General features: G+C 68.3%; 33 protein-coding genes. 25 read left to right on the top strand and 8 right to left on the bottom strand.

Features of this window, described 5'->3' with window-relative positions; genetic code table 11:
• Together GXY47_12525 and xylA are read left to right on the top strand one after the other, a co-directional pair.
• The coding region (locus GXY47_12525) for an aspartate ammonia-lyase (protein NLV31966.1) at nucleotides 1–482 on the top strand (482 nt) is incomplete at its 5' end.
• Nucleotides 483–508: 26 nt separating this feature from the next.
• Nucleotides 509–1903, top strand: a complete 1395-nt coding sequence (gene xylA, locus GXY47_12520; GenBank protein ID NLV31965.1) for a xylose isomerase — start codon at nucleotides 509–511, stop codon at nucleotides 1901–1903.
• A 105-nt stretch (nucleotides 1904–2008) separates the two neighbouring features.
• Here the strand turns inward: xylA and GXY47_12515 are convergent, their stop codons facing one another.
• Together GXY47_12515 and GXY47_12510 are read right to left on the bottom strand one after the other, a co-directional pair.
• The gene (locus tag GXY47_12515) at nucleotides 2009–2389 is read right to left on the bottom strand and encodes a DUF1018 domain-containing protein (GenBank protein NLV31964.1); all 381 of its coding nucleotides are present in this window, start codon (nucleotides 2387–2389) and stop codon (nucleotides 2009–2011) included.
• Nucleotides 2390–2398: 9 nt separating this feature from the next.
• Nucleotides 2399–3400 carry an NAD-dependent epimerase/dehydratase family protein gene (locus tag GXY47_12510; protein NLV31963.1) on the bottom strand — a complete coding sequence of 334 codons (1002 nt, stop codon included), beginning with the start codon at nucleotides 3398–3400 and terminating at the stop codon, nucleotides 2399–2401.
• Nucleotides 3401–3558: 158 nt separating this feature from the next.
• Here GXY47_12510 and GXY47_12505 point away from each other — a divergent pair, with 158 nt between their 5' ends.
• Together GXY47_12505 and GXY47_12500 are read left to right on the top strand one after the other, a co-directional pair.
• The gene (locus GXY47_12505; protein NLV31962.1) at nucleotides 3559–3921 is read left to right on the top strand and encodes a DoxX family protein; all 363 of its coding nucleotides are present in this window, start codon (nucleotides 3559–3561) and stop codon (nucleotides 3919–3921) included.
• Nucleotides 3922–3991: 70 nt separating this feature from the next.
• Nucleotides 3992–4144, top strand: a complete 153-nt coding sequence (locus GXY47_12500) for a hypothetical protein (protein ID NLV31961.1) — start codon at nucleotides 3992–3994, stop codon at nucleotides 4142–4144.
• 20 nt (nucleotides 4145–4164) lie between these two features.
• On the opposite strand, the gene ovoA is transcribed toward GXY47_12500, so the two are convergent.
• On the bottom strand, nucleotides 4165–6384 hold the full coding sequence (gene ovoA, locus GXY47_12495) for a 5-histidylcysteine sulfoxide synthase (protein NLV31960.1): 2220 nt from the start codon (nucleotides 6382–6384) through the stop codon (nucleotides 4165–4167).
• A 154-nt stretch (nucleotides 6385–6538) separates the two neighbouring features.
• Here ovoA and GXY47_12490 point away from each other — a divergent pair, with 154 nt between their 5' ends.
• From GXY47_12490 to GXY47_12445, 10 genes are all read left to right on the top strand, one after another.
• The gene (locus GXY47_12490; GenBank protein ID NLV31959.1) at nucleotides 6539–6820 is read left to right on the top strand and encodes a type II toxin-antitoxin system RelE/ParE family toxin; all 282 of its coding nucleotides are present in this window, start codon (nucleotides 6539–6541) and stop codon (nucleotides 6818–6820) included.
• Nucleotides 6821–6833: 13 nt separating this feature from the next.
• On the top strand, nucleotides 6834–7148 hold the full coding sequence (locus GXY47_12485; protein ID NLV31958.1) for a HigA family addiction module antidote protein: 315 nt from the start codon (nucleotides 6834–6836) through the stop codon (nucleotides 7146–7148).
• A 71-nt stretch (nucleotides 7149–7219) separates the two neighbouring features.
• Nucleotides 7220–7675, top strand: a complete 456-nt coding sequence (locus tag GXY47_12480; protein ID NLV31957.1) for an N-acetyltransferase — start codon at nucleotides 7220–7222, stop codon at nucleotides 7673–7675.
• A 3-nt stretch (nucleotides 7676–7678) separates the two neighbouring features.
• Complete coding sequence (locus GXY47_12475) at nucleotides 7679–8518, top strand: class I SAM-dependent methyltransferase (protein NLV31956.1); 840 nt, start codon at nucleotides 7679–7681, stop codon at nucleotides 8516–8518.
• A 128-nt stretch (nucleotides 8519–8646) separates the two neighbouring features.
• On the top strand, nucleotides 8647–9168 hold the full coding sequence (locus GXY47_12470) for a hypothetical protein (protein NLV31955.1): 522 nt from the start codon (nucleotides 8647–8649) through the stop codon (nucleotides 9166–9168).
• Nucleotides 9169–9224: 56 nt separating this feature from the next.
• Nucleotides 9225–9545, top strand: coding sequence for a quaternary ammonium compound efflux SMR transporter SugE (sugE, locus tag GXY47_12465; protein ID NLV31954.1), 321 nt, complete (start codon nucleotides 9225–9227; stop codon nucleotides 9543–9545).
• Nucleotides 9546–9628: 83 nt separating this feature from the next.
• The gene (locus GXY47_12460; protein NLV31953.1) at nucleotides 9629–10471 is read left to right on the top strand and encodes an SDR family NAD(P)-dependent oxidoreductase; all 843 of its coding nucleotides are present in this window, start codon (nucleotides 9629–9631) and stop codon (nucleotides 10469–10471) included.
• 9 nt (nucleotides 10472–10480) lie between these two features.
• Nucleotides 10481–10978, top strand: a complete 498-nt coding sequence (locus tag GXY47_12455; GenBank protein ID NLV31952.1) for a WxcM-like domain-containing protein — start codon at nucleotides 10481–10483, stop codon at nucleotides 10976–10978.
• Complete coding sequence (locus GXY47_12450; GenBank protein NLV31951.1) at nucleotides 10975–12183, top strand: FAD-binding oxidoreductase; 1209 nt, start codon at nucleotides 10975–10977, stop codon at nucleotides 12181–12183. Before GXY47_12455 ends, GXY47_12450 begins: the two co-directional genes overlap by 4 nt.
• A 9-nt stretch (nucleotides 12184–12192) precedes the next feature.
• Nucleotides 12193–13041, top strand: a complete 849-nt coding sequence (locus GXY47_12445) for a glycosyltransferase family 2 protein (GenBank protein NLV31950.1) — start codon at nucleotides 12193–12195, stop codon at nucleotides 13039–13041.
• A 6-nt stretch (nucleotides 13042–13047) separates the two neighbouring features.
• On the opposite strand, the gene GXY47_12440 is transcribed toward GXY47_12445, so the two are convergent.
• Nucleotides 13048–13521, bottom strand: a complete 474-nt coding sequence (locus GXY47_12440; protein ID NLV31949.1) for a hypothetical protein — start codon at nucleotides 13519–13521, stop codon at nucleotides 13048–13050.
• Between the two features lie 162 nt (nucleotides 13522–13683).
• On the opposite strand from GXY47_12440, the gene GXY47_12435 reads away from it, so the two are divergent.
• Genes GXY47_12435 through GXY47_12415 form a run of 5 tightly spaced genes read left to right on the top strand, consistent with a single transcriptional unit; the run spans nucleotide 13684 to nucleotide 15896 of the window.
• Nucleotides 13684–14187, top strand: a complete 504-nt coding sequence (locus tag GXY47_12435; GenBank protein NLV31948.1) for a hypothetical protein — start codon at nucleotides 13684–13686, stop codon at nucleotides 14185–14187.
• A 46-nt stretch (nucleotides 14188–14233) separates the two neighbouring features.
• Nucleotides 14234–14467, top strand: coding sequence for a CopG family transcriptional regulator (locus tag GXY47_12430; GenBank protein ID NLV31947.1), 234 nt, complete (start codon nucleotides 14234–14236; stop codon nucleotides 14465–14467).
• Nucleotides 14454–14717 (top strand): type II toxin-antitoxin system RelE/ParE family toxin, encoded by a 264-nt coding sequence (locus GXY47_12425; GenBank protein NLV31946.1) that lies wholly within the window; start codon nucleotides 14454–14456, stop codon nucleotides 14715–14717. Before GXY47_12430 ends, GXY47_12425 begins: the two co-directional genes overlap by 14 nt.
• 36 nt (nucleotides 14718–14753) lie before the next feature.
• Nucleotides 14754–15305, top strand: coding sequence for a hypothetical protein (locus GXY47_12420; GenBank protein NLV31945.1), 552 nt, complete (start codon nucleotides 14754–14756; stop codon nucleotides 15303–15305).
• 9 nt (nucleotides 15306–15314) lie between these two features.
• Nucleotides 15315–15896, top strand: coding sequence for a GNAT family N-acetyltransferase (locus tag GXY47_12415; protein NLV31944.1), 582 nt, complete (start codon nucleotides 15315–15317; stop codon nucleotides 15894–15896).
• 23 nt (nucleotides 15897–15919) lie between these two features.
• On the opposite strand, the gene GXY47_12410 is transcribed toward GXY47_12415, so the two are convergent.
• The gene (locus GXY47_12410) at nucleotides 15920–16639 is read right to left on the bottom strand and encodes a single-stranded DNA-binding protein (GenBank protein ID NLV31943.1); all 720 of its coding nucleotides are present in this window, start codon (nucleotides 16637–16639) and stop codon (nucleotides 15920–15922) included.
• Nucleotides 16636–17139, bottom strand: a complete 504-nt coding sequence (locus GXY47_12405) for a hypothetical protein (protein ID NLV31942.1) — start codon at nucleotides 17137–17139, stop codon at nucleotides 16636–16638. Before GXY47_12405 ends, GXY47_12410 begins: the two co-directional genes overlap by 4 nt.
• A 158-nt stretch (nucleotides 17140–17297) precedes the next feature.
• Between GXY47_12405 and GXY47_12400 the strand changes: the two genes are divergently transcribed.
• The 3 genes from GXY47_12400 to GXY47_12390 are packed head-to-tail and all read left to right on the top strand — an operon-like array spanning nucleotide 17298 to nucleotide 18470.
• Complete coding sequence (locus GXY47_12400; protein NLV31941.1) at nucleotides 17298–17525, top strand: AbrB/MazE/SpoVT family DNA-binding domain-containing protein; 228 nt, start codon at nucleotides 17298–17300, stop codon at nucleotides 17523–17525.
• Nucleotides 17515–17868 carry a type II toxin-antitoxin system PemK/MazF family toxin gene (locus GXY47_12395; GenBank protein ID NLV31940.1) on the top strand — a complete coding sequence of 118 codons (354 nt, stop codon included), beginning with the start codon at nucleotides 17515–17517 and terminating at the stop codon, nucleotides 17866–17868. The genes GXY47_12400 and GXY47_12395 overlap by 11 nt, the downstream gene beginning before the upstream one ends.
• Nucleotides 17869–17885: 17 nt before the next feature.
• Entirely contained in the window at nucleotides 17886–18470 is a 585-nt protein-coding gene (locus tag GXY47_12390; GenBank protein NLV31939.1) for a DNA-3-methyladenine glycosylase I, read from the top strand.
• Here GXY47_12390 and GXY47_12385 read toward each other — a convergent pair.
• A complete protein-coding gene (locus GXY47_12385; GenBank protein NLV31938.1) occupies nucleotides 18454–18843 on the bottom strand; it encodes a DUF4845 domain-containing protein in 390 nt (129 codons plus the stop codon). The genes GXY47_12390 and GXY47_12385 overlap by 17 nt on opposite strands.
• Nucleotides 18844–19000: 157 nt before the next feature.
• The gene (gene lepA / locus GXY47_12380) at nucleotides 19001–20800 is read right to left on the bottom strand and encodes an elongation factor 4 (protein ID NLV31937.1); all 1800 of its coding nucleotides are present in this window, start codon (nucleotides 20798–20800) and stop codon (nucleotides 19001–19003) included.
• Between the two features lie 123 nt (nucleotides 20801–20923).
• Here lepA and uvrB point away from each other — a divergent pair, with 123 nt between their 5' ends.
• From uvrB to GXY47_12365, 3 genes are read left to right on the top strand one after another with little or no spacing between them, the layout of a single operon-like run.
• On the top strand, nucleotides 20924–23005 hold the full coding sequence (gene uvrB, locus GXY47_12375) for an excinuclease ABC subunit UvrB (protein NLV31936.1): 2082 nt from the start codon (nucleotides 20924–20926) through the stop codon (nucleotides 23003–23005).
• Nucleotides 23002–24291: a 3-phosphoshikimate 1-carboxyvinyltransferase gene (gene aroA / locus GXY47_12370; GenBank protein ID NLV31935.1), complete on the top strand. Its 1290-nt coding sequence runs from the start codon at nucleotides 23002–23004 to the stop codon at nucleotides 24289–24291. The genes uvrB and aroA overlap by 4 nt, the downstream gene beginning before the upstream one ends.
• Nucleotides 24292–24319: 28 nt before the next feature.
• Nucleotides 24320–26041, top strand: a complete 1722-nt coding sequence (locus GXY47_12365; protein ID NLV31934.1) for a phosphomannomutase — start codon at nucleotides 24320–24322, stop codon at nucleotides 26039–26041.
• Nucleotides 26042–26045: the final 4 nt, after the last annotated feature.

Raw genomic sequence — 26045 nt, 5'->3', positions numbered from 1 at the left:
TCAACCTCCCGCCGATGCAGCCCGGCTCGTCGATCATGCCCGGCAAGGTCAACCCCGTCATCCCGGAGGTGGTCAACCAGATCGCCTTCAAGGTCATCGGCAACGACCTGACGGTGACCATGGCGTCCGAGGCGGGGCAGCTCGAACTCAATGTCTTCGAACCCATCATCGTGCACAGTGTCTTCGAGTCGGTGGAAATGCTGATCCAGGGGATGAACACCCTGAGGCACCGCTGCGTGGAGGGGATCGCGGCCAACGAGGAGCGTTGCCGCTCCCTGGTGGAGAACAGCATCGGGCTGGTCACCGCCCTGGTCCCCTGGCTCGGGTACGCGACGGCGAGCGACCTGGCCCGGGAGGCGCTCGAAACCGGCGCGAGCGTCTACGCGCTCGTGCTGCGCGACAACCTTCTCTCCAGGGAGAAGCTCGACCGGATTCTCGCTCCGGAAAACATGATCCGGCCCGGGAAGATGACGGCGGATTAGGAACAACCGATATCCAGGAGGGGGACATGGCGGACTATTTCGTGGGATCCAGGGAATACTTCCCGGGCATCGGGAAGATCCGGTACGAGGGGCCGGAGAGCGATAACCCGCTGGCGTTCAAGTACTACGACCCGGGCAGGATGGTGGGCGGCAAGAGCATGAAGGACCACCTCCGCTTCGCCGTGGCCTACTGGCACAGCTTCTGCGCCGACGGCCGCGACACCTTCGGCGACCCCACCCACGCCCAGGGGTGGAAGCGCGGGGGGGACCCGATGACGCTGGCGGAGCAAAGGCTCGACGCGGCGTTCGAGTTCCTCACCAAGCTGGGGGCGGAGTTCTACTGCTGGCACGACCGCGACTTGGCCCCCGAGGGGGCCACCCCCGCCGAAAGCGAGCGGAACCTGATGGCCATGGCGGCCAAGGCGCGGGAGCGGCAGGCCGCCACGGGGGTCAAGCTCCTCTGGGGGACCGCCAACCTCTTCGGGGACGTGCGCTACATGAACGGCGCCGCCACCAACCCCGAGTTCGCCGTGGTGGCCCACGCCGCCGCCCAGGTCAAGGCCGCCATCGACGCCACGATCCTGCTCGACGGGGAGGGGTACACCTTCTGGGGCGGCCGGGAGGGCTACATGAGCCTCCTCAACACCGACCTCAAAAGAGAAAAAGAGCACCTGGCCCGCTTCCTCGCCATGGCCCGGGACTACGCCCGCGCCCGGGGCTTCCAGGGGGTCTTCTACATCGAACCGAAGCCGATGGAGCCGACCAAGCACCAGTACGACTTCGACGTGGAAACGGTGGCGGGCTTTCTGCGCCGGTATGGCCTGGACGCCGACTTCCGGATGAACATCGAGGCCAACCACGCGGAGCTGGCGGGGCACGACTTCCACCACGAGCTGGAGACCGCTGCGGCCATGGGGCTGTTCGGCTCCGTCGACGCCAACCGGGGGGACCCGCGCTGCGGCTGGGACACCGACCAGTTCCCGATCGACTGGCGGGACACCACCCTGGCGATGTACGCCGTCCTCCGCGCCGGGGGCTTCACGAGCGGCGGCCTCAACTTCGACGCCCACGTGCGGCGCAACTCCGTCGACCCCTCCGACCTGTTCGAGGCCCACATCGGCGGCATGGACGCCTTCGCCGTCGGGCTCGAGGCCGCCTGGCGCCTCCAGGCCGAGGGGAAGCTCGCCGCCTTCGTCTCCGAGCGCTACCGCTCGTTCGACTCGGGCGACGGGGCCCGCTTCGAGCGGGGCGAGATGAAGCTCGGGGAGCTGGCCGCCCTGGCCGCCGGGTACGGCACGGCCGGCCGCCAGAGCGGCCGCCAGGAGCGCCTGGAAAACCTAATCAACCAGGCGTTGGGGACAGTCACCACTGTCCCCAACCGCGTCGCCAACCGCGACGTCCCGCCCATCGCCCATTTCTGAAAACAGGGACGTCCCGCACGTTTCCCATTTTCCATAAGGGGGACGTCTGAACAGAGGGGGAAGTCACCAGCGTCCATTGGGGACACCGGTGACTGTCCCCCGGACTCATTCCCCTCCGGCATGGGCCTTGACGTTCTTGAGCGACTCGATCAGCCGGCTCGCCTCCGCCTTCGTCAGCCGCTCCAGCTGATCCCTGTGATGGTACTTGACGAGGAAATTGCGGAAGTGGTCCTCGCCCCACCCGAGTTCCCGGCGCAGGTTCCCGATGAAGTACTTCTGCCGGAGCGTGATCCCGTCGGGCCGCGGCCGGTAGTGACGGCTGCGCATGAAGACGTTCATCAGCCGGCGGAAACTCGCGTCGTCCAGGTCGCGCGCCGACTCCACCCCGGCGGCTTCGCGCAGGATCTCCCGGTACCGCTCCTCGTCCAGGCCGAGCTCCTTCTTCACGATATGGATGACGGCCAGCTTGTTCCGGTCGATCTTCATACTCAAAGTTTAGCATGAAGCTCCCGGCCAGGCCTTCGCGTAGGCGGCCAGCACGCGGTCGATCAGCCGCTCCACGGCCGGGTCGACCGCGCGCCGCGCCGGGTCGGCCTCGTGCCATGCGACGATCTCGCGGGCGCCCGCGGCGAAGGGGGTGTCGCAGCGGAAACCGGGGGCGAGCTGTCGGATCCTGCCGTTGTCGAAGATCCTGCTGCGACTCTTGTCCCCCAGCAGGCCCGCGCCGAACTGCGGGTCGTAGGCGTGGACGAGTTCGCTCGGCACGTGCACCAGGCGCGGCTCGACCCCCAGCGCTTCGGCCAGGATGCCGTAGATCCGGTTCCAGGGCAGCCACTCGTCCGAGGTGATGTGCACCGCCTCCCCCACGGCACGCGCGTTTCCGAGCAGCGGCACGAAGCCCCGGGCGAAGTCGCGCGCGTGGGTCAGCGTCCACAAAGATGTGCCGTCGCCGGGGACCAGCACCGGCTTCCCCCGCTTCATCCGCTCGAGCGTCGTCCACCCTCCCGGCAGCGGCACCTTGGTCGCGTCGTAGGTGTGCGAGGGGCGCACGATGGTCACGGGGAACTTTTCGTCGTGCCGGGCCCGCTCGAGCAGCCGTTCGCACTCGATCTTCTGGCGCGCGTACTCCCAGAACGGGTTTGCGAGCGGCGTAGCCTCCGTCACCGGCAGGCGGTCGGGCGGGGTCTGGTAGGCCGAGGCCGAGCTGATGAAGACGTACTGCCCCACCCGCCCGGCGAAGAGGTCGATATCCGCCTGCACGTGGTGCGGCTCGTAGGCGATCCAGTCTACGGCCGCGTCGAAGCTCTGCCCGGCGAGCGCGCGGGCGACGCTTTCGGGGTCGCGGATGTCCGCGCGCAGCACCCGGGCGCCCGCGGGGGCGGGCCGGGCGGCGCTCCGGCCGCGGGTGAGCAGGGTCAGGTCGATCCCCTCCCGTATGGCCAGCGCCGCGGCCTCCGAGCTGATCACGCCGGTCCCGCCGATAAAGAGCACTTTCATGCCTGTCCCCCCTCATGCCGGAAAGATGGTAAGATGATTCTACATCAAAGGATCGAGCCGAAACCCGTGGCGGCGAGGACCGATGGGTCCAGCCCCGCCGCAAAGTGCGAACGAATTTGCAGGCGACAGATCCGTCAGCCAACAATAAAGGAGCGCCCATGGAATATCTACGCATGATCGCGCAGTTGATCGTCGCATTCGGCATTCTGAACGTCTGGTTGCTTCGTTTCCACAAGGCGACGGCCTATCGGGCCAAAGCGGCGGGGAACATGCGGGAGGAGTTTGCCGCCTACGGACTGCCGGTGTGGTTCCTGTGGGTGGTCGGCGGATTGAAGGTGATCTTCGCCCTGTCCCTGCTCGCGGGTTTCTGGCTGCCACAGCTCGTCCGGCCCGCCGCCCTCGGCCTGGCGATCCTCATGATCGGTGCCGTCGGGATGCACCTCAAGGCAGGGGACCCATGGAAGAAGGCCGTGCCCGCCTCGATCGTGCTCGTTCTCTCGCTGATCGTTGCGATCCTCTGACCGGGGACAGTCGCCGGCGTCCCTCCAGCATGGGGCGTTGTCCGAAATCCGTTTGCGAACGGGAGGAGCTATGACAAACAGGACGGACGCCATCATCAGCGGCCTCGCGGCGCTCCTTGTATTGTTCACGGCCATGCTCGATCCGCGCGTGTCGGTCGGCCTGGCGGTCGTGTTTCTGCTCGGCGTGGCGGTCTACAAATTTACTCGGAAAGGCGGGGCATGAAATGCCGCGGCGTCCCGGTTTTACGATGGGGACAGTGGTGACTGTCCCCGTTCCCAGACGGTGACCTGGCTGAGGCTGTGCTGGAATTTCCGGCGCGTCTCGCGGATGACGAAGGGGACGGTGACCGGGTCCGCGACGGGGCGGAAGGACGGTTCGAGCACGCGGTGAAGCGCCTCGAGCGTCGCGAGCGGCTCCCCGGCCACGCGCCGCCCGCCGAGCCAGCGCGACCTGGGCGTGAACGCCTCGTCCCAGCTGTAGGGGGAGGCGATCACGAGCAGCCCGCCCGGGACGATGCGCCCGGCGATCGTCTCCAGGAAGCGGGCGGGGTCGGGCAACCGGTCGATCAGGTTGGCGGCCAGCACCAGGTCGTAGCCGGTGTAGCGCTCCTTGAGGTTGCAGGCGTCGGCCTGCTCGAACCGGACCCGGTCGCGCAGCGCCTCGAGCCCGAAATCGGCCAGCCGGGCCTCGTGGTGCGACTCGATCTCCCCCTCCTCGACGCGGGTGTACTGGATGAACCCCTGCTCCTGCATCGCCGCGCCGATGCGGATGAAGCGGGCGGAGAAATCGAGCCCGGTCACGCTCTCGAACCCGCGCGCCAGCTCGAAGGCGGCGCGCCCGACCGAGCAGCCGATGTCGAGGGCCGCGCGGTGGGGCTTCCCCTCCGTCGCCGCGAGGCAGATGCCGGCCATCGCCGCCGGGAAGTTGGGCACCCCGAAGGCGCCCTCGCCGTAGTGGCTCTCGCAGTACTGGGCCACCAGCGGGTCGCTTTCGTACGTCTCGACCGCCGCCGGCGCCGGCTGCGCGGAGACGAGGTAGCGGAAGCCGGCATGCTGGTAGAAGTGGCGCCGGAAGGCGTAGCGCGCGTGCCGCGTCGCCTCGTTCCCGGTCGAGATCCAGGAGCCCCCCTTGATCAGGTTGTGCCGGCCGTCGAAGGTGGGGGTGGAAAAGTCGTCGTAGTAGGGGTGGACCTCGAAGCCGGGCAATCCCGCGATCGGGGTCTCGGTCCACTGCCAGACGTTGCCGACGAGGTCCGAGAACGGCCCCTGGGTGAAGGCGCCGACCGGGCAGCTCGACGCGTGGTGCTCGAGGTTCAGGTTGCCGGGGGCCTTATCCCAGTCGGGCTGGTCCTCCGGCACGTGCCGCTCGCGGAGCAGCTGCCACTCCGCCTCGGTGGGGAGGCGCACCGGCTCGCCCCGCCGCTCGGCGAGCCAGTTGCAGAAGGCCTTGGCCTCGAGGTAGTTCACCTCGACCGGCCAGTCCCAGGGCATGTCGATCTCGTGCGTCACCAGCCTGAGCCGGTACCCGTCGTCCTCCCGGCGCCAGAAGCGCGGGAACTCGGCCTGCTGGAAGGAGCGCCAGCGCCACCCTTCTTCGGTCCACCACCGCTCCTCGCCGTAACCGCCCGCGTCGACGAAGGCGCGGAACTCGGCGTTGGTGGCGAGGTGGCTCGCGGCGCGGAAGGGGGCGACCGTTTCGATCCGCTCCCCGTATTCGTTGTCCCAGCCGTAGAGCCGGTGCGAGCGCGGTTTGCCCAGCCGGACGGAGCCGCCGGGGGCTTCGATCAGTTCGTTCGCGGGGGGCTCGCCCGCGCGCGGGCACGGCTCCCACAGCGGGTGCCGGCGGACATGCTCGAGGGGGAGCTGCCGGATCAGCACCGAGGAGGTTTCCAGGTGGATGCGGGCGTGCTCGATCCCCATCAGGACCGCCCACCAGGGATTGTCCCAGGTGATCGGCAGCGCGAGCGGCAGCCGCCGGATGAGCCCGTCGACCAGGGCGCGCACCTCGTCGCGGTAGGCCTGGACCGCCTGGGGGGCCGGCCAGTCGTAGTGGGCCTCGTCCAGGTCGTCCCAGGACATTTCGTCCACCCCCACGGCGAACATCGATTCGAAGGCGGGGTGGATGCGACGGTCGACGAGCTTGGCGACGACGAGCTTGTTGACGTAGAAGACGGCGGTGTGGCCGTAGTAGAAGATCAGGGGGTGGCGCAGCGGGTCGGCCCGGAGCCGGAACGACTCGTCGTAGCGCAGCGTTTCGAGCAGCGCCTCGTCCAGGTCCCAGGTGTCGTGGAAGTAGCGCAGGATCTCCGCGCGCTTGGCTTCCGGCTCCCCCTGGTCGAGGATGGGCGTCCGCGTGCGGCGGAGGCGCTCCTGGGTGCGCCAGCCCGACGTGGGCCGCTCGGTCAGGGCCGCGGCGCCGGGGGTCGGCGCGGAAGGTTTTGAACCCTGGTTTTCCGGCCCCATGGCACCCTCCCCGGGAAGCGACCTCGATGCGCCCTGTCTTCCCTTCAATGTAGTCGGGTCCGGGGCAGGAATGCAAGGGGGACAGTCACCACCGTCCCCCTGCCTCCTTCCGTTCCTATTGACATGTGTCACGTGACGCGATACAGTCTTGCCTATGATCAAGACGTTCGCAGATAAGCGGACACAGGAGCTTTTTCGCACCGGGAATATGAGACGTTTCCCTGCGGATACGGCGCGTCGGGCCATGCGCAAACTTGAGTATATCGACCTGGCGACCAGACTCGATGATCTCAAGGTGCCTCCGGGCAACCGGTTACATGGTCTGGAGGGAGATCGGAAGGGTAAGCACTCCATATCGGTCAACGACCAGTGGAGGATCTGTTTCCGGTTCGAGGATGGCGACGCCTACGACGTCGAAATCTGCGATTACCATTGAGACGGAGAACGAGATGAGTATTGACAACAAGGGGCGGAGGCAGTGCCGCCCGACCCATCCCGGCGAGATGTTGCGCGAGGATTTTCTCCCGGACTATCAGCTGACGGCCTCCGGGCTGGCCCGCGCCATCGGAGTGTCCCGGCAATCTGTAAACGAACTGTTGCGCGGACGACGCGCCGTCAGTCCGGAGATGGCGCTGCGTTTGGGAAAAGTGTTCGGCAACTCGCCCGAATTCTGGCTCGGCGCCCAGCGGGCCATCGATCTGTGGGACGCCGAACAGGAGTTGAAGGACGATATCGCCGGCATCAGGACACTGCATGTCGCTTGATCATCGGCCGGGGCGGCACCGACGAGGATCCGGTCCGGTCACACGCGAACGTTCCGCCCCAGGGGAGGAGCATGATCCGCGCTTTCGAACCTTCGGACATGGAAGACGTGCTGGAACTCTGGCTCGAGGCGTCGGCCGGGGCCCACGATTTCGTCGGCAGGGAATTCTGGGAGTCGAAAGTCGATGACATGCGAAACCGGTACCTGCCCGCCGCCGAGACCCATGTCTTCGTGCAGGGGGGCAGGGTCAGAGGTTTCGTTTCTCTCCAGGGCGATACCCTGGCGGCCCTGTTCGTCTCCCCCGCTTTCCAGGGGAGGGGCCTGGGGCGGCGGCTGATGGACAGGGTCAAGAGGCTGCGCGACAGGCTGGAGCTCACCGTCTATCGCGAAAATCAACGGGCCGTCCGGTTCTACCGGCGATGCGGCTTCGCCGTCGTCGGAGAAAGGACGGACCCCCACACGGGGCACGCCGAGGTCCTGATGGAGTACGGCCCCGGCGGGACGGTCCCCGCCCTCCCCGGAGGATGAATCGTGTTCGACGAACTGGCCGCCATCTTCGAACGGCCGGAGCCGTTCGGGTGTCACACCGCAAGGGAACTGTGGACCGACGGGCACACGTCGGCCCGGATGCTCTCCTTCCATCTCGACGAGGCCGGCGATCTCGCCTCGCGCAACGCCCGCTTCATCGACCGTTCGGTGGAATGGATTGCCTCCCGTTTCGGCCTCGGCGCGGACAGCCGGGTGGCCGATTTCGGCTGCGGCCCGGGATTGTACGCGACGCGGCTGGCACGGCTCGGGGCGAAGGTGACGGGCATCGATTTCTCCCCCCGGTCGGTCGGCTACGCCCGGGAGGTCGCCGCCCGGGAGCGGCTGGACATCCGTTACGTGGCGGCCGATTACCTCGATTGGGAGACCGCCGACCGGTTCGACCTCGTCCTGATGATCATGTGCGATTTCTGCGCCCTCGGGCCTGCGCAGAGAAACATGATGTTGCGCAGATTCCACCGGATCCTGAAGCCGGGCGGGTCGGTCCTCCTCGATGTCTACGCGCTCGCCGCTTTTGACCGGCGGGTGGAGGGGGCGAGCTGCGGGATGGACCTTCTCGACGGATTCTGGGCGCCGGGCCGCTATTTCGGGTTTTTGAATACCTTCAAATATGCCCGGGAAAAGGTCGTCCTCGACAAGTACACCATCGTCGAACCTGGGCGCATCCGGACGGTGTACAACTGGTTTCAGTGCTTCGACCCCGGCACCCTGGAAGGGGAACTGGCGGGGGCGGGCCTGGCCCTGGAGGGGCTCCACGCGGACGTCGCCGGGTCTTCCTACGACGAGAACGCGGAAGAATTCGCCGTCATCGCCCGGAAGGGCTGATTTTCAGGGGGACAGTCACCACTGTCCCCTTCGGGCCGTTCCGGTTGCGCGCAAAAACGGGTGGGACGTCCGCATTTTCAACGGCTGGGGCTGTTTCGGTGGTATAAGGCGGAGGAACAATGAGATACATGAAGAGGATCATGCTGATTGCATTTCTGGCTCTGTTTCCGCGAGCCTTTGTGGCCGGCGAGCAGGCCTCGACTCAAGACGATGAGGGTTTTTCGCTCATCAGAATCTCCACGGGCATTGTGAGTCAGGAGATGAATGGAAGCCTGGCGGGATATTATGCCATTTATGTGGGTCCCGACGCCTGGGACGCACTTTTGAATGACGGGGATCTGGGCCCTTTACTGAAAGCCGCTCCGCCCAACGCTGCCCAGAAGGCCGTCATACTCCTGCCGCCCAATCCCAGGAATGGCAAGACCCATTGCATCTATTTTGATAACGCCCATCCTGTTGGAGTGGTCGGCGTGCCGTCCAATGCCGAGGGGAAACTGGAATCAGCCGCAATCGGTTCCGCGCTCAGGGTGGTTACGGCCGAGATGAACCAGCCGTGCAGGGAAGAGCTGTATTTCATTCCGGGAATGTTGGAGGCCGATGACGGCAGGCCTGTGCGGGCACTTAAAATCGCCAGTGCCGGGCAAAAGTAAGGCGGTGATAACATCACTTTTTTGGGCAGAACTCTGGCTTTCGTGAAGGCGGGAACATGGAATGGATCCTTCTTTTTGTCGCGGGGCTGTTCGAGGCGGGCTGGGCGATCGGGCTGAAGTACACCGATGGGTTTACCCGGTTGTGGCCCACGGTCTGGACCGTCCTGGCGATGGTCGTGAGCCTCGGGCTCCTGGGCGTGGCCATGAAGGCGCTCCCGGTGGGCACCGCTTACTCCGTCTGGGTGGGGGTGGGGGCGGTCGTGACCGTCGCCCTGGGCATAGTGCTGCTGGGGGAACCGGCAAGCGCCGGCCGGCTCCTCAGCGCAGGGCTGATCATCGCCGGGATCGTGGGGCTCAAGCTTGCGACCCCGGCCTGAGCCCGGGTATAACCATGCACGCGGCGGTTCGATGCGGGTGTCGCCGGCCGGGTAAGAGTGCACGGACGCTGGAGGGAGCGGGAATGACGGCTGAACTGAACGGGCGGACCGCGCTGGTCACGGGGGCCAGCCGCGGGGTCGGGAAGGGCGTGGCGCTTGGATTGGGGGAAGCCGGGGCCACCGTGTACGTGACCGGGAGGACCGTGACCCCGGGGGCCGGGCCGATGGGTCTGCCCGGCACCATAGGGGAAACCGCCGACGAGGTCTCCCGCCTCGGGGGGACGGGCGTCGCCGTCCGCTGCGATCACACCGACGACGGCCAGGTCGAGGCGGTGTTCGAGCGGATCGACAGGGAGCGGGGGGGGCTCGACCTGCTGGTCAACAGCGTCTGGGGCGGTTACGAGCGCATGTTCGAAAACAACGAGTACACCTGGCCCTTCCCCTTCTGGAAGCAGCCGGTCTGGCGGTGGGACGCGATGTTCCAGGCGGGAGTGCGCGCCCACTACGTGGCCGGGGCGCTGGCCGCCCGCCGCATGGTCGCGCGCGGGGCGGGCCTGATCGTCAACATCTCCTACTGGGCCGCGCAGAAGAGAATGGGGAACGTGGCCTACGGCGTCGCCAAGGCGGCCACCGACAGGATGACGTCGGACATGGCCGCGGAGCTGGCGCCGCACGGCGTGGCGGTGATCTCGCTCTACCCGGGGCTGGTGCGGACCGAGAGCGTCATGCGCGCGGCCGAATTCCTCGACCTGGGCAATTCCGAATCCCCCCGCTTCATCGGGCGGGCGGTCGCCGCCCTCGCGTCCGACCCCGGGGTGATGAAGCGCACCGGCACGGTCTGCGTGGCCGCGGCCCTTGCAAGGGAATACGGGTTCGGGGACATCGACGGCAGACAGCCCGTCCCGTTGTCCCTGGAGGACGCATAGAACAAGGTCATGAAGGATTTCCGGGAGCTCCAGGAGCACGCGGAAGGCGGGTGGGAAGAGGGCCGGGCGGGAGCCGTCCCGACGCGGGTGGCCGGGGTGTCGCTCCACCGGCTGCCCCGGTTTTCCGATCTCCGCGGGAGCGTGACGGTGGGGGAGTTCGACCGCAGCGTCCCCTTTGCCGTGAAGCGCTACTTCCTGGTCTTCGACGTCCCCGGCGGGGAAGCGCGCGGGGGGCACGCGCACCGGCAGTGCCGGCAGTTCCTGGTCTGCGCGCGCGGCAGCTGCGCCGTGGTCGCCGACGACGGGCGCGACCGGCAGGAATTTGCGCTCGACCGTCCCGATTTGGGCCTCCACCTCCCCCCGATGGTCTGGAGCGTGCAGCACCGGTACTCGCCCGACGCCCTCCTGCTGGTCTTCGCGTCGCACTATTATGACGCCGACGACTACATCCGCGACTACGACGGGTTCCTCCGGATCCTGTCGTTTCATGGGGGGGTGCGCCGATGACGGATCGGCGGGTGGCCGTGCTCGGCGCCGGCATCCTGGGGAGCAGCCTGGCGCTGTTTCTGGCCCGCGCCGGGGTCCGGGTCACCCTCTTCGACAAGGCCGACCGCCCCATGGCCGCCGCCAGCCGCTGGAACGAGGGGAAGATCCACCTCGGCTATCTCTACGCGGCCGACCCGACCCTCGGCACCGCGCGGCACGTCCTTCCGGGCGGGCTCGCGTTCGCCCCGCTCCTCGGCCGGCTCATCGGCGCCGACCTGCGCCCCCACGCCACCGCCGTCGACGACATCTACCTCGTGCACCGCGACTCGGTGGTGGAAGCCGCGACCGTGCGCGCCCGGTTCGACGCGGTCGGGGCCCTGATCCGGGCCCACCCGGACGCGCGCCGCTACCTCACCGACGTCTCGGATGCGCGCGCCGTCCCGCTCGGGTCTTCCGAACTGGCGACGCTGGCGCCCGGGGACGACATCGTCGCCGGGTTCCGCGTCCCGGAGCGTTCGGTCGATACCCGCTGGGCGGCGGACCGGGTGGCCGAAGCCGTCGATGCCGAGCCGCGCATCGCCTTCCGGCCGCGGGTGACGGTCACGGGCGCCGCTCCCGTCGCCGGCGTGGACGGGGCGTGGCGCGTCAGGAGCGCCGGCGGCGACAGCGAGCCCTACGACGTCGTGGTCAACGCGCTCTGGAACGGGCGTCTCCCGGTGGACGTTGCGGCCGGGCTCGACCCGGAACCCCCCTGGACCCACCGCTACCGGTTCTGCGTGTTCGCGCGCACGCGCACCCTCGTCGACCTCCCGAGCGCCATCGTCGCGGTGGGGCCGTTCGGGGACGTCAAGAACTACAACGGGAGGGACTTCTACCTCTCCTGGTACCCGGTCGGTCTCGTGGCGGAGGGGGACGGGCTTGAGTTGGCGGAGCCGGCCCCGCTCGCGGGCGCGCTGCGCGAGCGCTTCCTCGACGAAGTGCGCGCCGGGCTTGGCGCCCACATCCCGGGGATCGGGCGGGTGTTCGACGAGGCGGAGGAGCTGGTGGTGGGGGGCGGCTTCGTATTCGCGCGCGGGAGCGGTTCGATCGGGGACCGCGATTCCACGCTGCACGCGCGCGACCGGTTCGGCGTCCGGCGCCGCGGCGCCTACCACTCCGTGGACACGGGCAAATATTCGACCGGACCCTGGCTGGCCGAGCGGCTGGCGCGGGAGATCGCCGGGTGAGGAGGAGACGTGACCGATAACGGGTGCCCGCTGGTGACCGCGCTGGTCCCCACCTGGAACGGGGCCGCCTTCATCGGCCGGACGCTCGAGTCGCTGGCGCGCCAGTCGTGGCCCCGCCTCGAAATCCTCGTCGGGGACGACGCCTCGACCGACGGCACCCTCGCCGTCGTCCGCGACTTCGCCGCCCGCCACCCCGGCACCCGGGTGATCGAGCGCACCGAAAACCTCGGCTGGCTAGGCAACTCCAACGACCTCATGGCGCGGGCGCGGGGCGAACTGATGTTCTTCGCCTTTCACGACGACGTGGTCGCCCCTACCTACGTCGAGCGTCTCGCCGGGGCCCTCCGGGACCGGCCGGCGGCGGTGCTGGCGTTCTCCGACATGAAGGTGCACGAGGTCGACGGGACGGAAGATTTTTACAGTTTCCGGCGCCTAGAGGGCAGGTCTAGCGCGGTGGGGCGCGGGCTGGTGATGCTGCGGCGCCCGGCCGGCTGGTGGGTGCCCAACCGCGGCCTGTTCCGCGCGAGCGCCTGGCGCCGGGTCGGGGGGATCCGGCCGAACGACCGGGGGGAGTACTCGGCCGACTGGACCTGGCTGCTGCACCTCGCGCTCTTGGGCCCGTTCGTGCGGGTGCCGGAGACGCTGTGCGACAAGTACTACCAGAAGGGGAGCATCAGCAAGCAGTGGCCCCACGACGCCGCCCAGGTGGCGGCGCTGTGGCGCGCGGGGGTCGCCGAAATCAGGCGCAGCCCGCTCGACCCCTGGAGCAAGGGGGTGCTGATCGCCCCGCTGATGGTCTTCCCGCACCTCGGCGGGCCGGTGAAAAGGGCGCTGCGGAAGGTGTTCCCGCCGGCGTGAGCCCGCTCACCCCGCGGCGACCGAACTGTCCGAGGACCTTTTCCACAAGAGGAGCGTCAGCCACAGGACGAAGGTCTGGAGCAGCGGCGGGATTTCTCCGTCGAACTCGGCTCGCACGCGGCGCCCCAGCCACGAGGCGGGAACGACGGCGCCCACGCGCCGGTCGCCGTCGAAGAGGCCGAATTCACGGCTGAGCGCGCTTGTGGCCTGAAGCGCATATTCCCGGCCGCCGAAGAGGACCGCGAATTTCCGCTGCAGGGCGGAGGGCTTCACGGCGCTGGCGGCGGTCGATCCGTCGACGCTTTCCAGCACGAAGGGGCCGGTCAGTCCCTGGCGGTAGACGCGGTACTCCCCCTCCGCCAGGATGATTGTCCCCTTCTCGCTCCAGGAGCCGATCACGACCCGGGCGACATCCGCCCCTTCCGAGTCCCTGACCGAATAATCCCACGACAGCCACCGTCTGGGTGACGCGCTCAGCATGACGGAACCCCCTTCTTTTCGCCGGGCCCGAGTCTACCGTGAAGTGCCGGCCGGACGCCATCGCGAACCGGAGGCCCCCGGGATCGGGCGGATGTCCCGTCCGCCGGTGTGATATAAAGTCGTGCGCGGGGCAGTCGGATCCCCGCGGCAAAGGAGGCTCCAATGATCCAGCGGATCGCGGCGGTTTTCGAATACCACGACTGGGCCAACCGCCAGTTCGTCGCGGAGGCGCGCGCGCTCCCGGCCGGGGAACTGGAGCGGGAACTGGGGGGCAGCTTCGCGACGTATCTGAAGACCCTCCGGCACATCCTTTTCGTGGAACGGCTCTTTCTCGGGCGCTGGCAGGGGGCGGCCGCCGCGACCGGGGTGAAGCTCGACACCGTGGAGGAGATCGGGGCCGCATGGGAGAAGCTCGAGACCGAAAGAAGGGCTTTTCTCTCCACCCTCGGGGTCGACCGGCTCGACGGGGAGATCCGGTACGCGGACACGCGGGGGCGGGACGTGTGCGTGCCGTTGTGGCAGGCGGTCTTTCAGTGCGTCAACCACGCGACCTTCCACCGCGGGCAGCTGGCGGAAAAGCTGCGGAAGCTCGGCCGGACGCCGCCGGCGACGGACTACATCCTGTTTCTCCTGGACAGGCAGGCGCGTGGCGTTACGGCGTCTTGATGCTTTGACGCCATGATGCTATGCTCCTTCCGGGAGGAGAGGACCCATGAAAAACAACCCGACCCGTTCCACGATCTATTTCGAGCCGGACCTGCACCATGCCCTGAGGATAAAGGCCGCCCATACCCAGCAGTCTCTTTCCCGGCTGGTGAACGATGCGGTCCGGCAGGCTCTCCAGGAGGACCAGGAGGACCTGGAAGCTTTCGATGAACGAGTGAACGAACCCTTGATCAGTTATGAGGAGCTTCTGAAGGATCTCAGGAAGCATGGGAAAATATAGGGTCGTCCTCCGCAAATCGGTTGCCCGGGATCTGCGTCCCATCCCGAATCCGGACCTTCGAAGAATCCTGGCCGCCATCGAATCCCTGTCGGTGGAGCCGCGGCCCTCAGGAGCCGAAAAGCTCTCGGGGCAGGACAGGTACCGGATAAGGTTGGGCGCCTGTCGGGTCATTTACGAAATCCACGACGGGGAAGTGCCCGTCATCGTCGTAAAGGTCGGACATCGCAAGGATGTCCATAGTCACAGATGAGGGGACAGTCACCACTGTCCCCACGGAAGGGGCGGCATGAGAGGGGATGTCCTGGTTTACAGCATCGACGGCGCCGATACCATTGCCGGCGTCGACGCCAACTGGCGGAGCTTCGCGGAAGATAACTGCTGGCGCTCGAGCTGCGGCCCGGAAGAGGTGGTGGGGCGGTTGCTGTGGGACTTCATCCAGGACTACGAGACCCGCCACCTCTACCAGGAGCTCTTCCGGCGGCTCCGGGACGGGCGCCGCTGCCCGCCGCTTCCGTTCCGGTGCGACTCCCCCTCCGAAAGGAGATTTCTCGAGCTCGCCCTCAATCCGCTGCCGGAGGGTGGGATCGAACTGCGCAGCCGGACAGTGCGCAGCGAGCGGCGCGAACCGGTGCCGCTGCTGGAGGCGGGCACGCCGCGCTCCGGGGACTCCATCACCATCTGCAGCATGTGCAAGAAGATCCGGGTCGCGGAGGAGCGGTGGGCGGAGATCGAGGAGGGACTGGTCCTCCTGAGGATCTTCGAGGCCGAGGCGATGCCCTGGTTGTCCCACGGGCTGTGTCCGGCGTGCTACCGGTCGGCGGTGGAAAATATGGATTAGGGGACAGTGGTGACTGTCCCCACTCACGACATGAAACGATTTTCTCGTCCGGACGACATCCCCTTGATCACGACGGAGCATTTCGTGCTGCGGCCGCTGCGCGCCGCCGACGCGGCGGCGATCTTCCGGGTCTTTTCCGATCCCGAGGTGGCGCGCTACTGGGGTCATCCGGCGCTCGCGGAGATCGAGGATGCGGAGTCCTTCATCCGCCAGGCCCGCGAGGGGGTCCGGTCCGGGGAGCTGCTCGAGTGGGGGGTGACCGAAAAGGGGCGGGACGAGGTGATCGGGACCTGCGCCTTCTCGAACTGGGTCCGCGCGCATCGCCGGGCGGAGATCGGCTTCGGGCTGCGGCGCGACCGCTGGGGGGAGGGGATCATGTCCGAGGTCCTGCCCGCCCTCGTCCGGTTCGGCTTCGTGGAGATGGGGCTCCACCGGATCGAGGCCGACGTCGATCCCCGCAACACGCGGTCGATCCGCGCCCTCGAGCGGCTCGGGTTCGTGCGCGAAGGGTATCAGCGCGAGCGGTATCACGTCAGCGGGGAGCTCCAGGATTCGGTCCTCTTCGGGCTGCTGCGCCATGAATATGAATAGGGGACAGCGGTGACTGTCCCCATTCACACCAACTGGAGGTTTTGGAGCTGGCGGTGGGCGGCCTCGGCCCAGCCGCGGTTGGCCAGCGGGCTGGCGGGGGAGGGGTGGAGGATCTGCCCCACCGGGATGCCGCTCCCCCCGAGCGCGCGCTCGGAGGCCCGGCGGGCGAAGGCGCCGACCCCCACCAGGAAGCGCGCGTCCATTGCGAGCGCCAGGCGCCGCAGCGCCTCGTCGCAGGCGGCGGTCAGCCGCTCGGCCTCCGCGGCCGGCAGCTTGTCGGGGGTGATGTTTTTGCCGCTCTCGGCCATGAAGACCAGGGGACAGTAGTTCACCACGAAAAATTTCTCGAAGAAGGGGCGCGGGGCCCCGAAGCGGTCCCGCGCGTAGCCCCACAACCGCGTGCCGCTCACCTCGCTCCGCGGGCAGTCGAAGCCGCGGATCGGGCGCTTGGGGTGCTGCCGGGGGAGCGCGTCCAGCGCCCCCGAAACGCCCAGGAAATCGCGCACCATGGCCACGTCGCCGAAGGGGACCCCGGTCTGGGCCATGCCGAAGGGGCCCGGGTTCATCCCCACCCAGAGGGCGACCCCCGGCCGGGCGTGCTTCTCCACGTAATCCCTGTGGGGGGCCCGGGCATAGGCGAGGGGGTTGTACACGTACTCCACCGGCGGCCCGAAACGCATCCGGTCCACCCGCGCCGACAGCTCCTCCGTGATCTCCATCAGCCGGGCGGCCAGACCCCTCATCGGGCCGGCTCCGCGGGCGGGGGGGACACCCTCCGGTGAAGGGCGGGGACCGCCACGAGCGCGGCCGACCCGTACCACTCCTGGAGCTCCATCACCAGGCTCCCCGCTTTCACCGCGGGATCGGTCTCGGTGAGGGCCTTCGCTTCGGCCAGGGTGGCCACATCGAAGATGTAGATCCCGCGCAGGTCCCCCTCCCCGAGGAAGGGGCCGGCCACGAGCAGTTTCCCCTCTTCCACCAGCCGCTGGATGTTCTTCAGGTGGGCCGCCTGCAGCTCCCGGGCCCGGACGGGCTCGATCGGGCGGTTGGGCCCCCGGTTCAGCAGCGCGATCACGTACCTTTTCATGCCGTTGCTGTCGGCGCCGAATGTTTTCGCCGCCCGCGCGTCGAACCCGCCGTCCGCCAGGCAGGCGTCGAGCGGGACACTCTCCTCCCCCCTCGCGGCCGCGGCCGGGAGCGCCAGCGCACAGGCCAGGACCAGAACCGCTTTCGGGATGTTCATGGACCGTTCCTCCATGATTTCATTCTCCCGCATCCCGGGCGGAGGGGCAACGGCATTATCCACGTCCGCCCACCCTTCCGGGAAAGGGTTGCCCGCGCACCGAATGGGAGATATCCTTTAGGTAAAGAGTACGGCGGTAAATGAGTAAAGGATAAGGAATCGTGAAAGTAAGCAGGGTATCGACCAAAGGGCAGGTCACTATTCCGGCGGGCATCCGATCGGCCCTGGGTGTGGGTCCGGGCGATCTGATCGCCTACGAACTGGAGGGGGACCGGGTGCGGCTGAGGAAGGTCGAGCCGTTCGATGCGGCCTACCATGCCGCGGTCGCCGAAACCCTCCAGGAGTGGAACAGCCCGGAAGACGAGGAGGCGTTCCGTGATCTGTGAGCGCTGCGACGTCGTCGTGGTGCCCTTCCCTTTCTCGGACCGGGTACAGGCAAAACGGCGGCCGGCCCTGGCGCTGAGCCGCGAGGACTTCAACCGGCACGGGCACACGGTGATGGCGATGGTGACCACCGGCCGGGCCCCGGCCTGGCCGGGAGACATCGTGCTCACCGACTACACCGAAGCGGGCCTCGCGGTCCCCTGCGTGGTGCGCATGAAACTTTTCACCCTGGACAACCGGCTCATTCTCCGGAAAATCGGGCGTCTTGCCGACGACGATGCCGAAAGAGTCTCCGGCAGCGTCCGGCAACTCCTGGGGGAGGCGGACGAATGCCCGAAAAACTGAATCCGCGGAAGAAGCCGATGAAGCGCTGCGGCTGGCCGGGGGACGACCCCCTGATGGTGGACTATCACGACCGCGAGTGGGGCGTCCCCTGCCACGACGACATCCGGCATTTCGAGTTCCTGGTCCTCGAGGCGGCCCAGGCGGGGCTGAGCTGGCGCACGGTCCTTTACAAGCGCGAGGGGTACCGCAGGGCGTTCGCCGGTTTCGACCCGCGGAAGGTGGCGCGCTTCGACGCCCGGAAAATCGAGCTCCTGCTCGGGGACCCCGGGATCATCCGCAACCGCCTGAAGGTCGGCGCCGCCGTCCACAACGCCCGGCGCTTCCTGGAGGTGCAGGGGGAGTTCGGTTCGTTCGATCGGTACATCTGGGGCTTCGTCGGGGGCCGGCCCCGCGTCAACCGCTGGCGGTCGGAGGGGCGCGTCCCGGCGACGTCGGCGGAGTCGGAAGCGCTCAGCGCCGACCTGAAGCGGCGCGGCTTCAAGTTCGTCGGTTCGACCGTGATCTACGCCCACCTGCAGGCCGCTGGACTGGTCAACGACCACCTGGTCGGCTGTTTCCGCCACGCCGGGGTGCAGGCCGGGGGCGCTACAGGGTCCCGATGAAGCTGGAGGCTTCGATCTTGAAGTCGAAGTCGCGCTCGAAGAGGATGAAGCTCACGGGGACGGAGTAGGTCACCTCGATGACGACCTGGCCGGCGAGGCGGTGCACCTTGATGTTTTCCCTCTGGATCGGGACGTCGTTCCGCTTCGCCATCTGGTAGACGTCGCGGATGATGGTGTCGTCGTCGAGGAAGCGGGCGCCCGCGCGGCTGGCCTCGGTCTTGATGTCCGCCTCCATGTTGTAGTTGGCGTAGTAGACCGGCCCCAGCTGCACGGCCAGCACGATCGCCAGCCCCATGAGGACGATGAACACGAGGCAGCCGACCATCCCCTTGCCTTCAGCGTTTTCGAGTAAGCGACGCCCTTGCGATTTCATATTCCCATGCTCTCCCGGGGATCCCCCCGATGTCCGACCAAAGCAGAAATGCCGCTATTACGCCTAACGTAGCTCCAAACCGCCGGCAAAGGAAACGCTTTTTCCCCCAATCTTCCGAAACTGTGAGCGCCGTCACCGTACGGGCCCGCGGCTCGCCCTAATCCACCTTCAGGATGGCCAGAAACGCCTCCTGGGGGATCTCGACCTTCCCCAGCCGCTTCATCCGTTTCTTCCCCTCCTTCTGCTTCTCGAGGAGCTTGCGCTTGCGGGTGATGTCCCCGCCGTAGCACTTGGCCAGCACGTTCTTGCGGATCGGGCGGACGACCTCCCGCGCGATGATCTTGCTGCCGATGGCGGCCTGGATGACGACCTCGAACATCTGCCGGGGGATCAGCTCCTTCATCTTCAGCGCCAGCGCGCGCCCCCGCAGCACCGAGTTGTCCTGGTGGATGATGAGCGAAAGGGCGTCGACCGGCTCCCCCGACACGAGGATGTCGAGCTTGACCAGGCGCGCCTCCTGGTAGCCGGCGAAGCGGTAGTCGAGCGAGGCGTAGCCGCGCGAGGCCGATTTGAGCCGGTCGTAGAAATCGAGCACGATCTCGTTGAGCGGCAGGTCGTAGGTGACGAGCACCCGGTTCCGGGTCACGTACTCGAACCCCTTCTGGACCCCCCGCTTCTCCTCGGCCAGCTTCAGGATCGGGCCCAGGTACTCGTCGCTGGTCAGGATCATGGCTGTGATCAGGGGCTCCTCGAACTTGTCGATCTCCTGCGGATCCGGGAGCTTGGAGGGGTTATGGATCTCCATCACCTCCCCCTTCCGGGTGGTGACCCGGTAGCGCACCCCGGGCGCCGTCGTGATGAGCGAGAGGTTGAACTCCCGCTCCAGCCGCTCCTGGACGATCTCCATGTGCAGCAGACCCAGAAAGCCGCAGCGGAAGCCGAAGCCGAGGGCGCCGGAGGTGTCCGGTTCGTAAAAGAAGGCGGAGTCGTTCAGCTGCAGCTTCGAGAGGGCGTCGCGCAGGTCCTCGTACTGCCCGTTGTCGGTCGGGTAGAGCCCGGCGAACACCATCGGCTTGATCTCCTGGTACCCCGGGAAGGGGGCGTCGGTCGGCCGGGAGTGCTCGGTGATGGTGTCGCCGATCTTGGTGTCGGCCACCCGCTTGATGTTGGCGATGACGAAGCCGACCTCGCCCACCGTCAACTCGTCCGCTTCCTGGAACTTGGGGGTGATGACCCCCACCTGCTCGATCGTGAAGGACTGCCCGGTGGCCACCATCCGGATCTGCTGTCCCTTGCGCAGGGTGCCGTCGATGACGCGCACCAGCACGATGACGCCCCGGTAGGCGTCGAACCAGGAGTCGAAGATCAGCGCCTTCAGCGGCCGGTCGTAGTCCCCGGCGGGGGGGGGGAGCCGGTGCACGATCGCCTCCAGGATCTCCTCGGTGCCGATCCCCTCCTTGGCGCTCGCCAGGATGGCGTCCTCGGCGTCCAGGCCGATGATGTTCTCGATCTGGTCCTTGATCCGCGGGATCTCGGCGCTCGGCAGGTCGATCTTGTTGATGACGGGGATGATCTCCAGGTGGTGGTCCAGGGCCAGGTAGGTGTTGGCCAGCGTCTGCGCCTCCACCCCCTGCGCCGCGTCCACCACCAGGAGCGCCCCCTCGCAGGCCGAAAGGCTGCGGGAGACCTCGTAGGAGAAGTCGACGTGCCCCGGGGTGTCGATCAGGTTCAGGACGTAGTCCTCCCCGTTGGCCGCGCGATAGTTCAGGCGCACGGAATGCGCCTTGATGGTGATCCCCCGCTCGCGCTCCAGGTCCATGGCGTCGAGCACCTGGTCGGACATCTCCCGCTTGGTGAGCGCCCCCGTGCGCTCCAGCAGGCGGTCGGCCAGGGTCGACTTCCCGTGATCGATGTGTGCGATGATGGAGAAATTCCTGATGTGACTCTTGTCGCGCAGCAAATGGACTCCTCTTTCTTTCCCGGAACCTTCGTTCCCACCCCCCAAATATACCTCGAACGGGTCGGGACTCGAAGAGCGGGGAATAAACGGTTATAATAAAGGCTTTTCGGCAGAGAGCAAATGGCCAAAACACCGAATCCGGGCGGGGACCTCGTCTACGGCGACGTGGCGTACGGGAAATCCCTGATCCATTCGTCGCAGTTCGAGATCAGCACCCCCTTCGAGCCCGCCGGCAACCAGGCCGACGCCATCGGGCAGCTGGTCCGGGGGGTCCGGGCGGGGGACCGCCACCAGGTCCTGCTCGGGGTGACCGGTTCGGGGAAGACCTTCACCATGGCCAAGGTGATCGAGGCGCTCCAGCGCCCGGCCCTGGTGCTGGCGCACAACAAGACGCTGGCCGCCCAGCTCTTCCGCGAGTTCAAGGGCTTCTTTCCCGGCAACGCGGTCGAGTACTTCGTCTCCTACTACGACTACTACCAGCCCGAGGCCTACATCGCGGCGACCGACACCTATATCGAAAAGGACGCCCTGGTCAACGACGAGATCGACCGGTTGCGCCACTCGGCCACCCGCTCGCTGTTCGAGCGCCGCGACTGCGTCATCGTCGCGAGCGTCTCCTGCATCTACGGCCTGGGTTCCCCGGAGGCCTACTACGGGATGCTGCTCTTTTTGGAGAAGGGGCAGCGGGTCTCCCGCGACGGGATCCTGCGCCGGCTGGTGGAGATGCAGTACGCGCGCCAGGACTTCGCGCTGGAGCGGGGGTTCTTCCGCGCCCGGGGGGACGTCGTGGAGGTCTTCCCCTCCTACGAGGACTACGCGGTCCGCATCGAGCTGTTCGGGGACGAAATCGACGCCCTCTCCCTGATCGATCCGGTCACGGGGCGGAGGCTCCGGACGTTCGACCGCGTCCCCCTCTACCCGAAATCGCACTACGTCCAGCCCCGGGAGCGGCTCGCGGAGGCCATGGACGGCATCCGCGCGGAGCTCGAGGAGCAGTGCGCCCGCTTCGAGCGGGAGGACAAGCCGCTGGAGGCGCGGCGGCTGCACCAGCGGACGATGTACGACCTGGAGATGATGCGCGAGCTCGGCTACTGCCGCGGTATCGAGAACTATTCGCGGCACCTGACCGGGCGCGGGCCCGGGGAGGCCCCCCCCACCCTTCTCGACTACATCCCGCGCGACTGGGTGCTGTTCGTGGACGAGAGCCATGTCTCCATCCCCCAGGTCCGGGCGATGTTTCACGGGGACCGCTCCCGGAAGGAGAACCTGGTCCGGTACGGCTTCCGGCTCCCCTCGGCCCTCGACAACCGCCCGCTCAACTTCGCCGAGTTCGAGGAACGGGTGAACCAGGTCATCTACGTCTCGGCGACCCCGGGGCCCTACGAACTGGAAAAATCGGGGGGCGTCGTCGTCGAGCAGATCGTCCGGCCCACCGGGCTGACCGACCCCGAGATCGAGATCCGCCCCGTCGCCGGCCAGGTGGACGACCTCATGGAGGAGATCCGGCTCCGGGCCGGGCGCAACGAGCGGGTGCTGGTCACCACCCTGACCAAGCGCATGGCCGAGGACCTGGCCGAATACTACACGGAGCTGGGGCTGCGGGTGCGCTACCTCCACTCGGAGGTGGAGACGCTCGACCGCATCCAGATCCTCCGCTCCCTGCGCGCGGGGGAGTTCGACGCCCTCATCGGCATCAACCTGCTGCGGGAGGGGCTCGACCTGCCCGAGGTCTCGCTCGTCGCCATCCTCGACGCCGACAAGGAGGGGTTTCTGCGCTCGACCACCTCGCTGGTTCAGACCGTGGGGCGCGCGGCCCGGCACATCAACGGCCGCGCCATCCTCTACGCGGATGTCATGACCGGCTCGATGCGCGCGGCGATCGAGGAGACCGGCCGCCGGCGCGCGGCCCAGCGGGAATACAACGAGGAGCACGGCATCACCCCGCAGTCGATCACGAAGCCCCTCGACGCGGACATGATCCGCATCTACGAGGGGGACTATTACGAGCCCCCCGCCCTGGCCGAGGAGGCCGTCACCTACCAATCCGCCGCGGAGCTGGAGCGCGAGATCGGGCGCCTGGAAGGGGAGATGCGCGCGGCCGCCCGCCGGCAGGAGTTCGAGCAGGCGGCCGTCCTGCGCGACCAGGTGCGCAGGCTCAAGAAGACGGCCATGGAACTGGTGCAACCGGAGACGACCGCATGATCCAGACACTCGAAGCCGCAACCACCGTTACCGGGACCGTCCGGCTCCCCGGCGACAAATCGATTTCCCACCGCTACGCCATGCTGGCGGCGATAGCGGAGGGGACGTCGGTGATCGGGCGTTTCGCCGCGAGCCGCGACTGCCACAGCACGCTCGGGTGCCTCCGCGCGCTCGGGGTCGAGGTCGGGACGGAGGGGGACACCGTCACCATCCGGGGGCGCGGGCTGCGCGGCCTCTCGGCGCCCGCGGCCGCGCTCGACGCGGGCAACAGCGGGACGACCATGCGCCTCCTGGCGGGCATCCTCGCCGGCCAGCCGTTCGAGTCGGTGCTGACGGGGGACGATTCGCTCGTCAACCGGCCGATGGGGAGGGTGCTCGAGCCGCTCCGGCGGATGGGGGCCGCCGTGGAGGCTCGGGAGCGGGGCCTTCCCCCCCTGCGGATCCGGGGGGGCGCCCTCGGCGCCATCCGCTACCCCCTGCCGGTCGCCAGCGCCCAGGTCAAGTCGTGCGTCCTGCTGGCGGGGCTGTACGGCTCGGGGACCACGGCGGTGGAGGAACCGGTCCCGACCCGGGACCACACGGAGATCGCCCTGGGCGAATTCGGCGCCGCGGTGAGGGTCGATGGGAACCGGATCGAGGTGGACCCGGAGCCCAGGCTCGGGGGGCGGCGGCTCGTCGTCCCCGGGGACCTTTCCGGGGCCGCCTTCTTCCTGGTCGCCGCCGCCCTCGTGCCCGGCTCCGACCTCCGGCTCCCCGGGGTCGGCCTGAACCGCCGGCGCCGCGAACTCCTCGGCTACCTCGAGCGGGCGGGGATGGGGCTCGAGGTGGAGAACGAGCGCGACGAAGCCGGGGAGGCGCGGGGCGACCTGCGCGTGCGCTACAGCCCGGCGCTGCTCGAGGGCGCCCTCCCCCCCATCGCGGGCGCCGGGACGGCGGCCCTGATCGACGAGATCCCGGTGCTGGCCGTGCTCGGGTCGCAGGCGGCGGGGGGTCTGGAGATCTCCGACGCCCGGGAGCTGCGGGTGAAGGAGAGCGACCGGATCGCGGCCGTGGCCGCCAACCTCGCCGCCATGGGGGCCCGGGTGACCGAAAAACCGGACGGGCTCGTCATCGCGGGCGGGGCGCGGCTCCGGGGGGCCGACATCGCCACGCGCGGCGACCACCGCATCGCGATGGCGTTCGCCGTGGCCGCGCTCGCGGCGCGGGGGGAGACGCGCATCCACGGGGCCGAATGCGCCGACGTGAGCTTTCCCGGTTTCTGGGACGCGCTCGGGAGCGTCCGCTGATCCCGCGGGGGCGGGGAAAGGAGGGACGATGGCCGACTGGCCTTTCGATTCGTTGAGGGCCCGCCTCGACTACGAACCGGTGGAGCTCCGCTTCGGCACCAGCGGGCGCCGCGGCGAGGTGCGGCACCTCAGCCAGCTCGAGGTCTATATCAACGCGCTGGCGGAGATCGAGTACCTGCAGTCGCTCCCCCCGGGGGAGGGGGGGACGCGGCGCGGGGCCCCGTTCTATATCGCCTGCGACCTGAGGCCGAGCTGCACACGCCGCGTCGCGGAGCAGGGGGGGCGCGGGGAGATCGTCCAGGCGGTCGTGCGGGCGGCGCTCGATGCGGGAATGCGGCCGGTGAACCTGGGCCGGATCCCGACCCCGGCGCTGGCCCATTACGCCCTGGCCCGAGCCTGCGGGAGCGTCATGGTCACCGGGAGCCACATCCCGTTCGACCGCAACGGCTACAAGCTCAACACCGCGCGCGGCGAGCTCCTCAAGAAGGACGAGGCCCCGGTCAACGAACGGGTGGCGCGGGTGCGCGCCGCCCTCTACCGCCAGCCCTTCGACGCGTCCCCCTTCGACGGCCGCGGGGACTTCAAGGCCGGGCACCGCGAGCTCCCGCCCGAATCGGGCGAGGCGCGCGACGAATACATCGAGCGCTACGCGGAATTCTTCGCCGGGAGGCCGCTTCTGGGGATGCGGGTGCTGTGCTACCAGCACTCGGCGGTGGGGAGGGATATCCTGGTCGAGATCCTGGAGCGGCTGGGCGCCCGGGCGATCGCGGCCGGCCGGAGCGGGACCTTCGTGCCGATCGACACCGAGAATGTCCAGGACGAGCTGGTGGCCGCGATCCAGGGGATGGCGGACCGGGCCGCGGCGGAGCACGGGCCGATCGACGCGGTGGCGTCGACCGACGGTGACAGCGACCGCCCTCTGCTGCTCGGGATCGAGGCGGGGCGCCTCCTCTTCTTCGGCGGGGACCTGCTCGGGATGGTGACGGCGGAGTTTCTCGGGGCGGACGCCGTGGTGGTCCCCGTCAGCTGCAACGACGCCATCGACCGGGGGAGCCTCCGCCCGGCGCTCGAGCCCAGGACCCGGATCGGTTCCCCTTACGTCATCGAGGGGATGGAGCGGGCGCGCCGGAAGGGGCGGCGCGCCGTCTGCGGCTGGGAGGCCAACGGCGGCTTTCTCACCGGGAGCGCGATCACGCGCGCCGGGCGCACCCTTTCGCCCCTGCCGACGCGCGACGCCCTGCTCCCTCTCCTTGCCGTCCTCGCGGCCGCGCGGGAGCGGGGGTGCGGCGTGGCCGGGCTCTTCGCGCGCCTCCCTCAGCGCAGGAGCCGCGCGGCGCTGATCCGGGACTTCCCCCGCCCGGCGAGCGCGGCGATGATGCGGCGCTTTTCCCCCACCGACGAAAGGGTCCGCGAGGCGGCCTTCGACCCCCTGTCCCTGACCGGGGAAGAGGGGGGCATCGTCGCCCCTTCCCCTTCCGCGGCCTCGGAGCTCGGGCGGATCCGGGAGGAACTCCAGCGGCTGTTCACCCCGGAGCTCGGTTTTTCCCCCGTCGCGGGGATCAACTGGATCGACGGGGTGCGCGTGCTGTTTGCGAGCGGGGAGGTGGCCCACGTGCGGCCGAGCGGCAACGCCGACGAGCTCCGCATCTACGCCGTCGCCGACGACCAGGCCCGGGCGGACGCGATCGCCCGCGCGGGGGTGGCGGAGCCGGACGGGATCCTGCGCCGGATGGAGCGAATGGCCTGCTAGCTCT

The sequence above is a fragment of the Acidobacteriota bacterium genome, from assembly GCA_012729555.1.
In the GTDB taxonomy this organism is placed as follows: Bacteria; Acidobacteriota; UBA6911; order UBA6911; family UBA6911; genus UBA6911.
The sequence above is the reverse complement of the archived record's forward strand: the minus strand, read 5'-3'. Positions and strand labels throughout refer to the sequence as shown.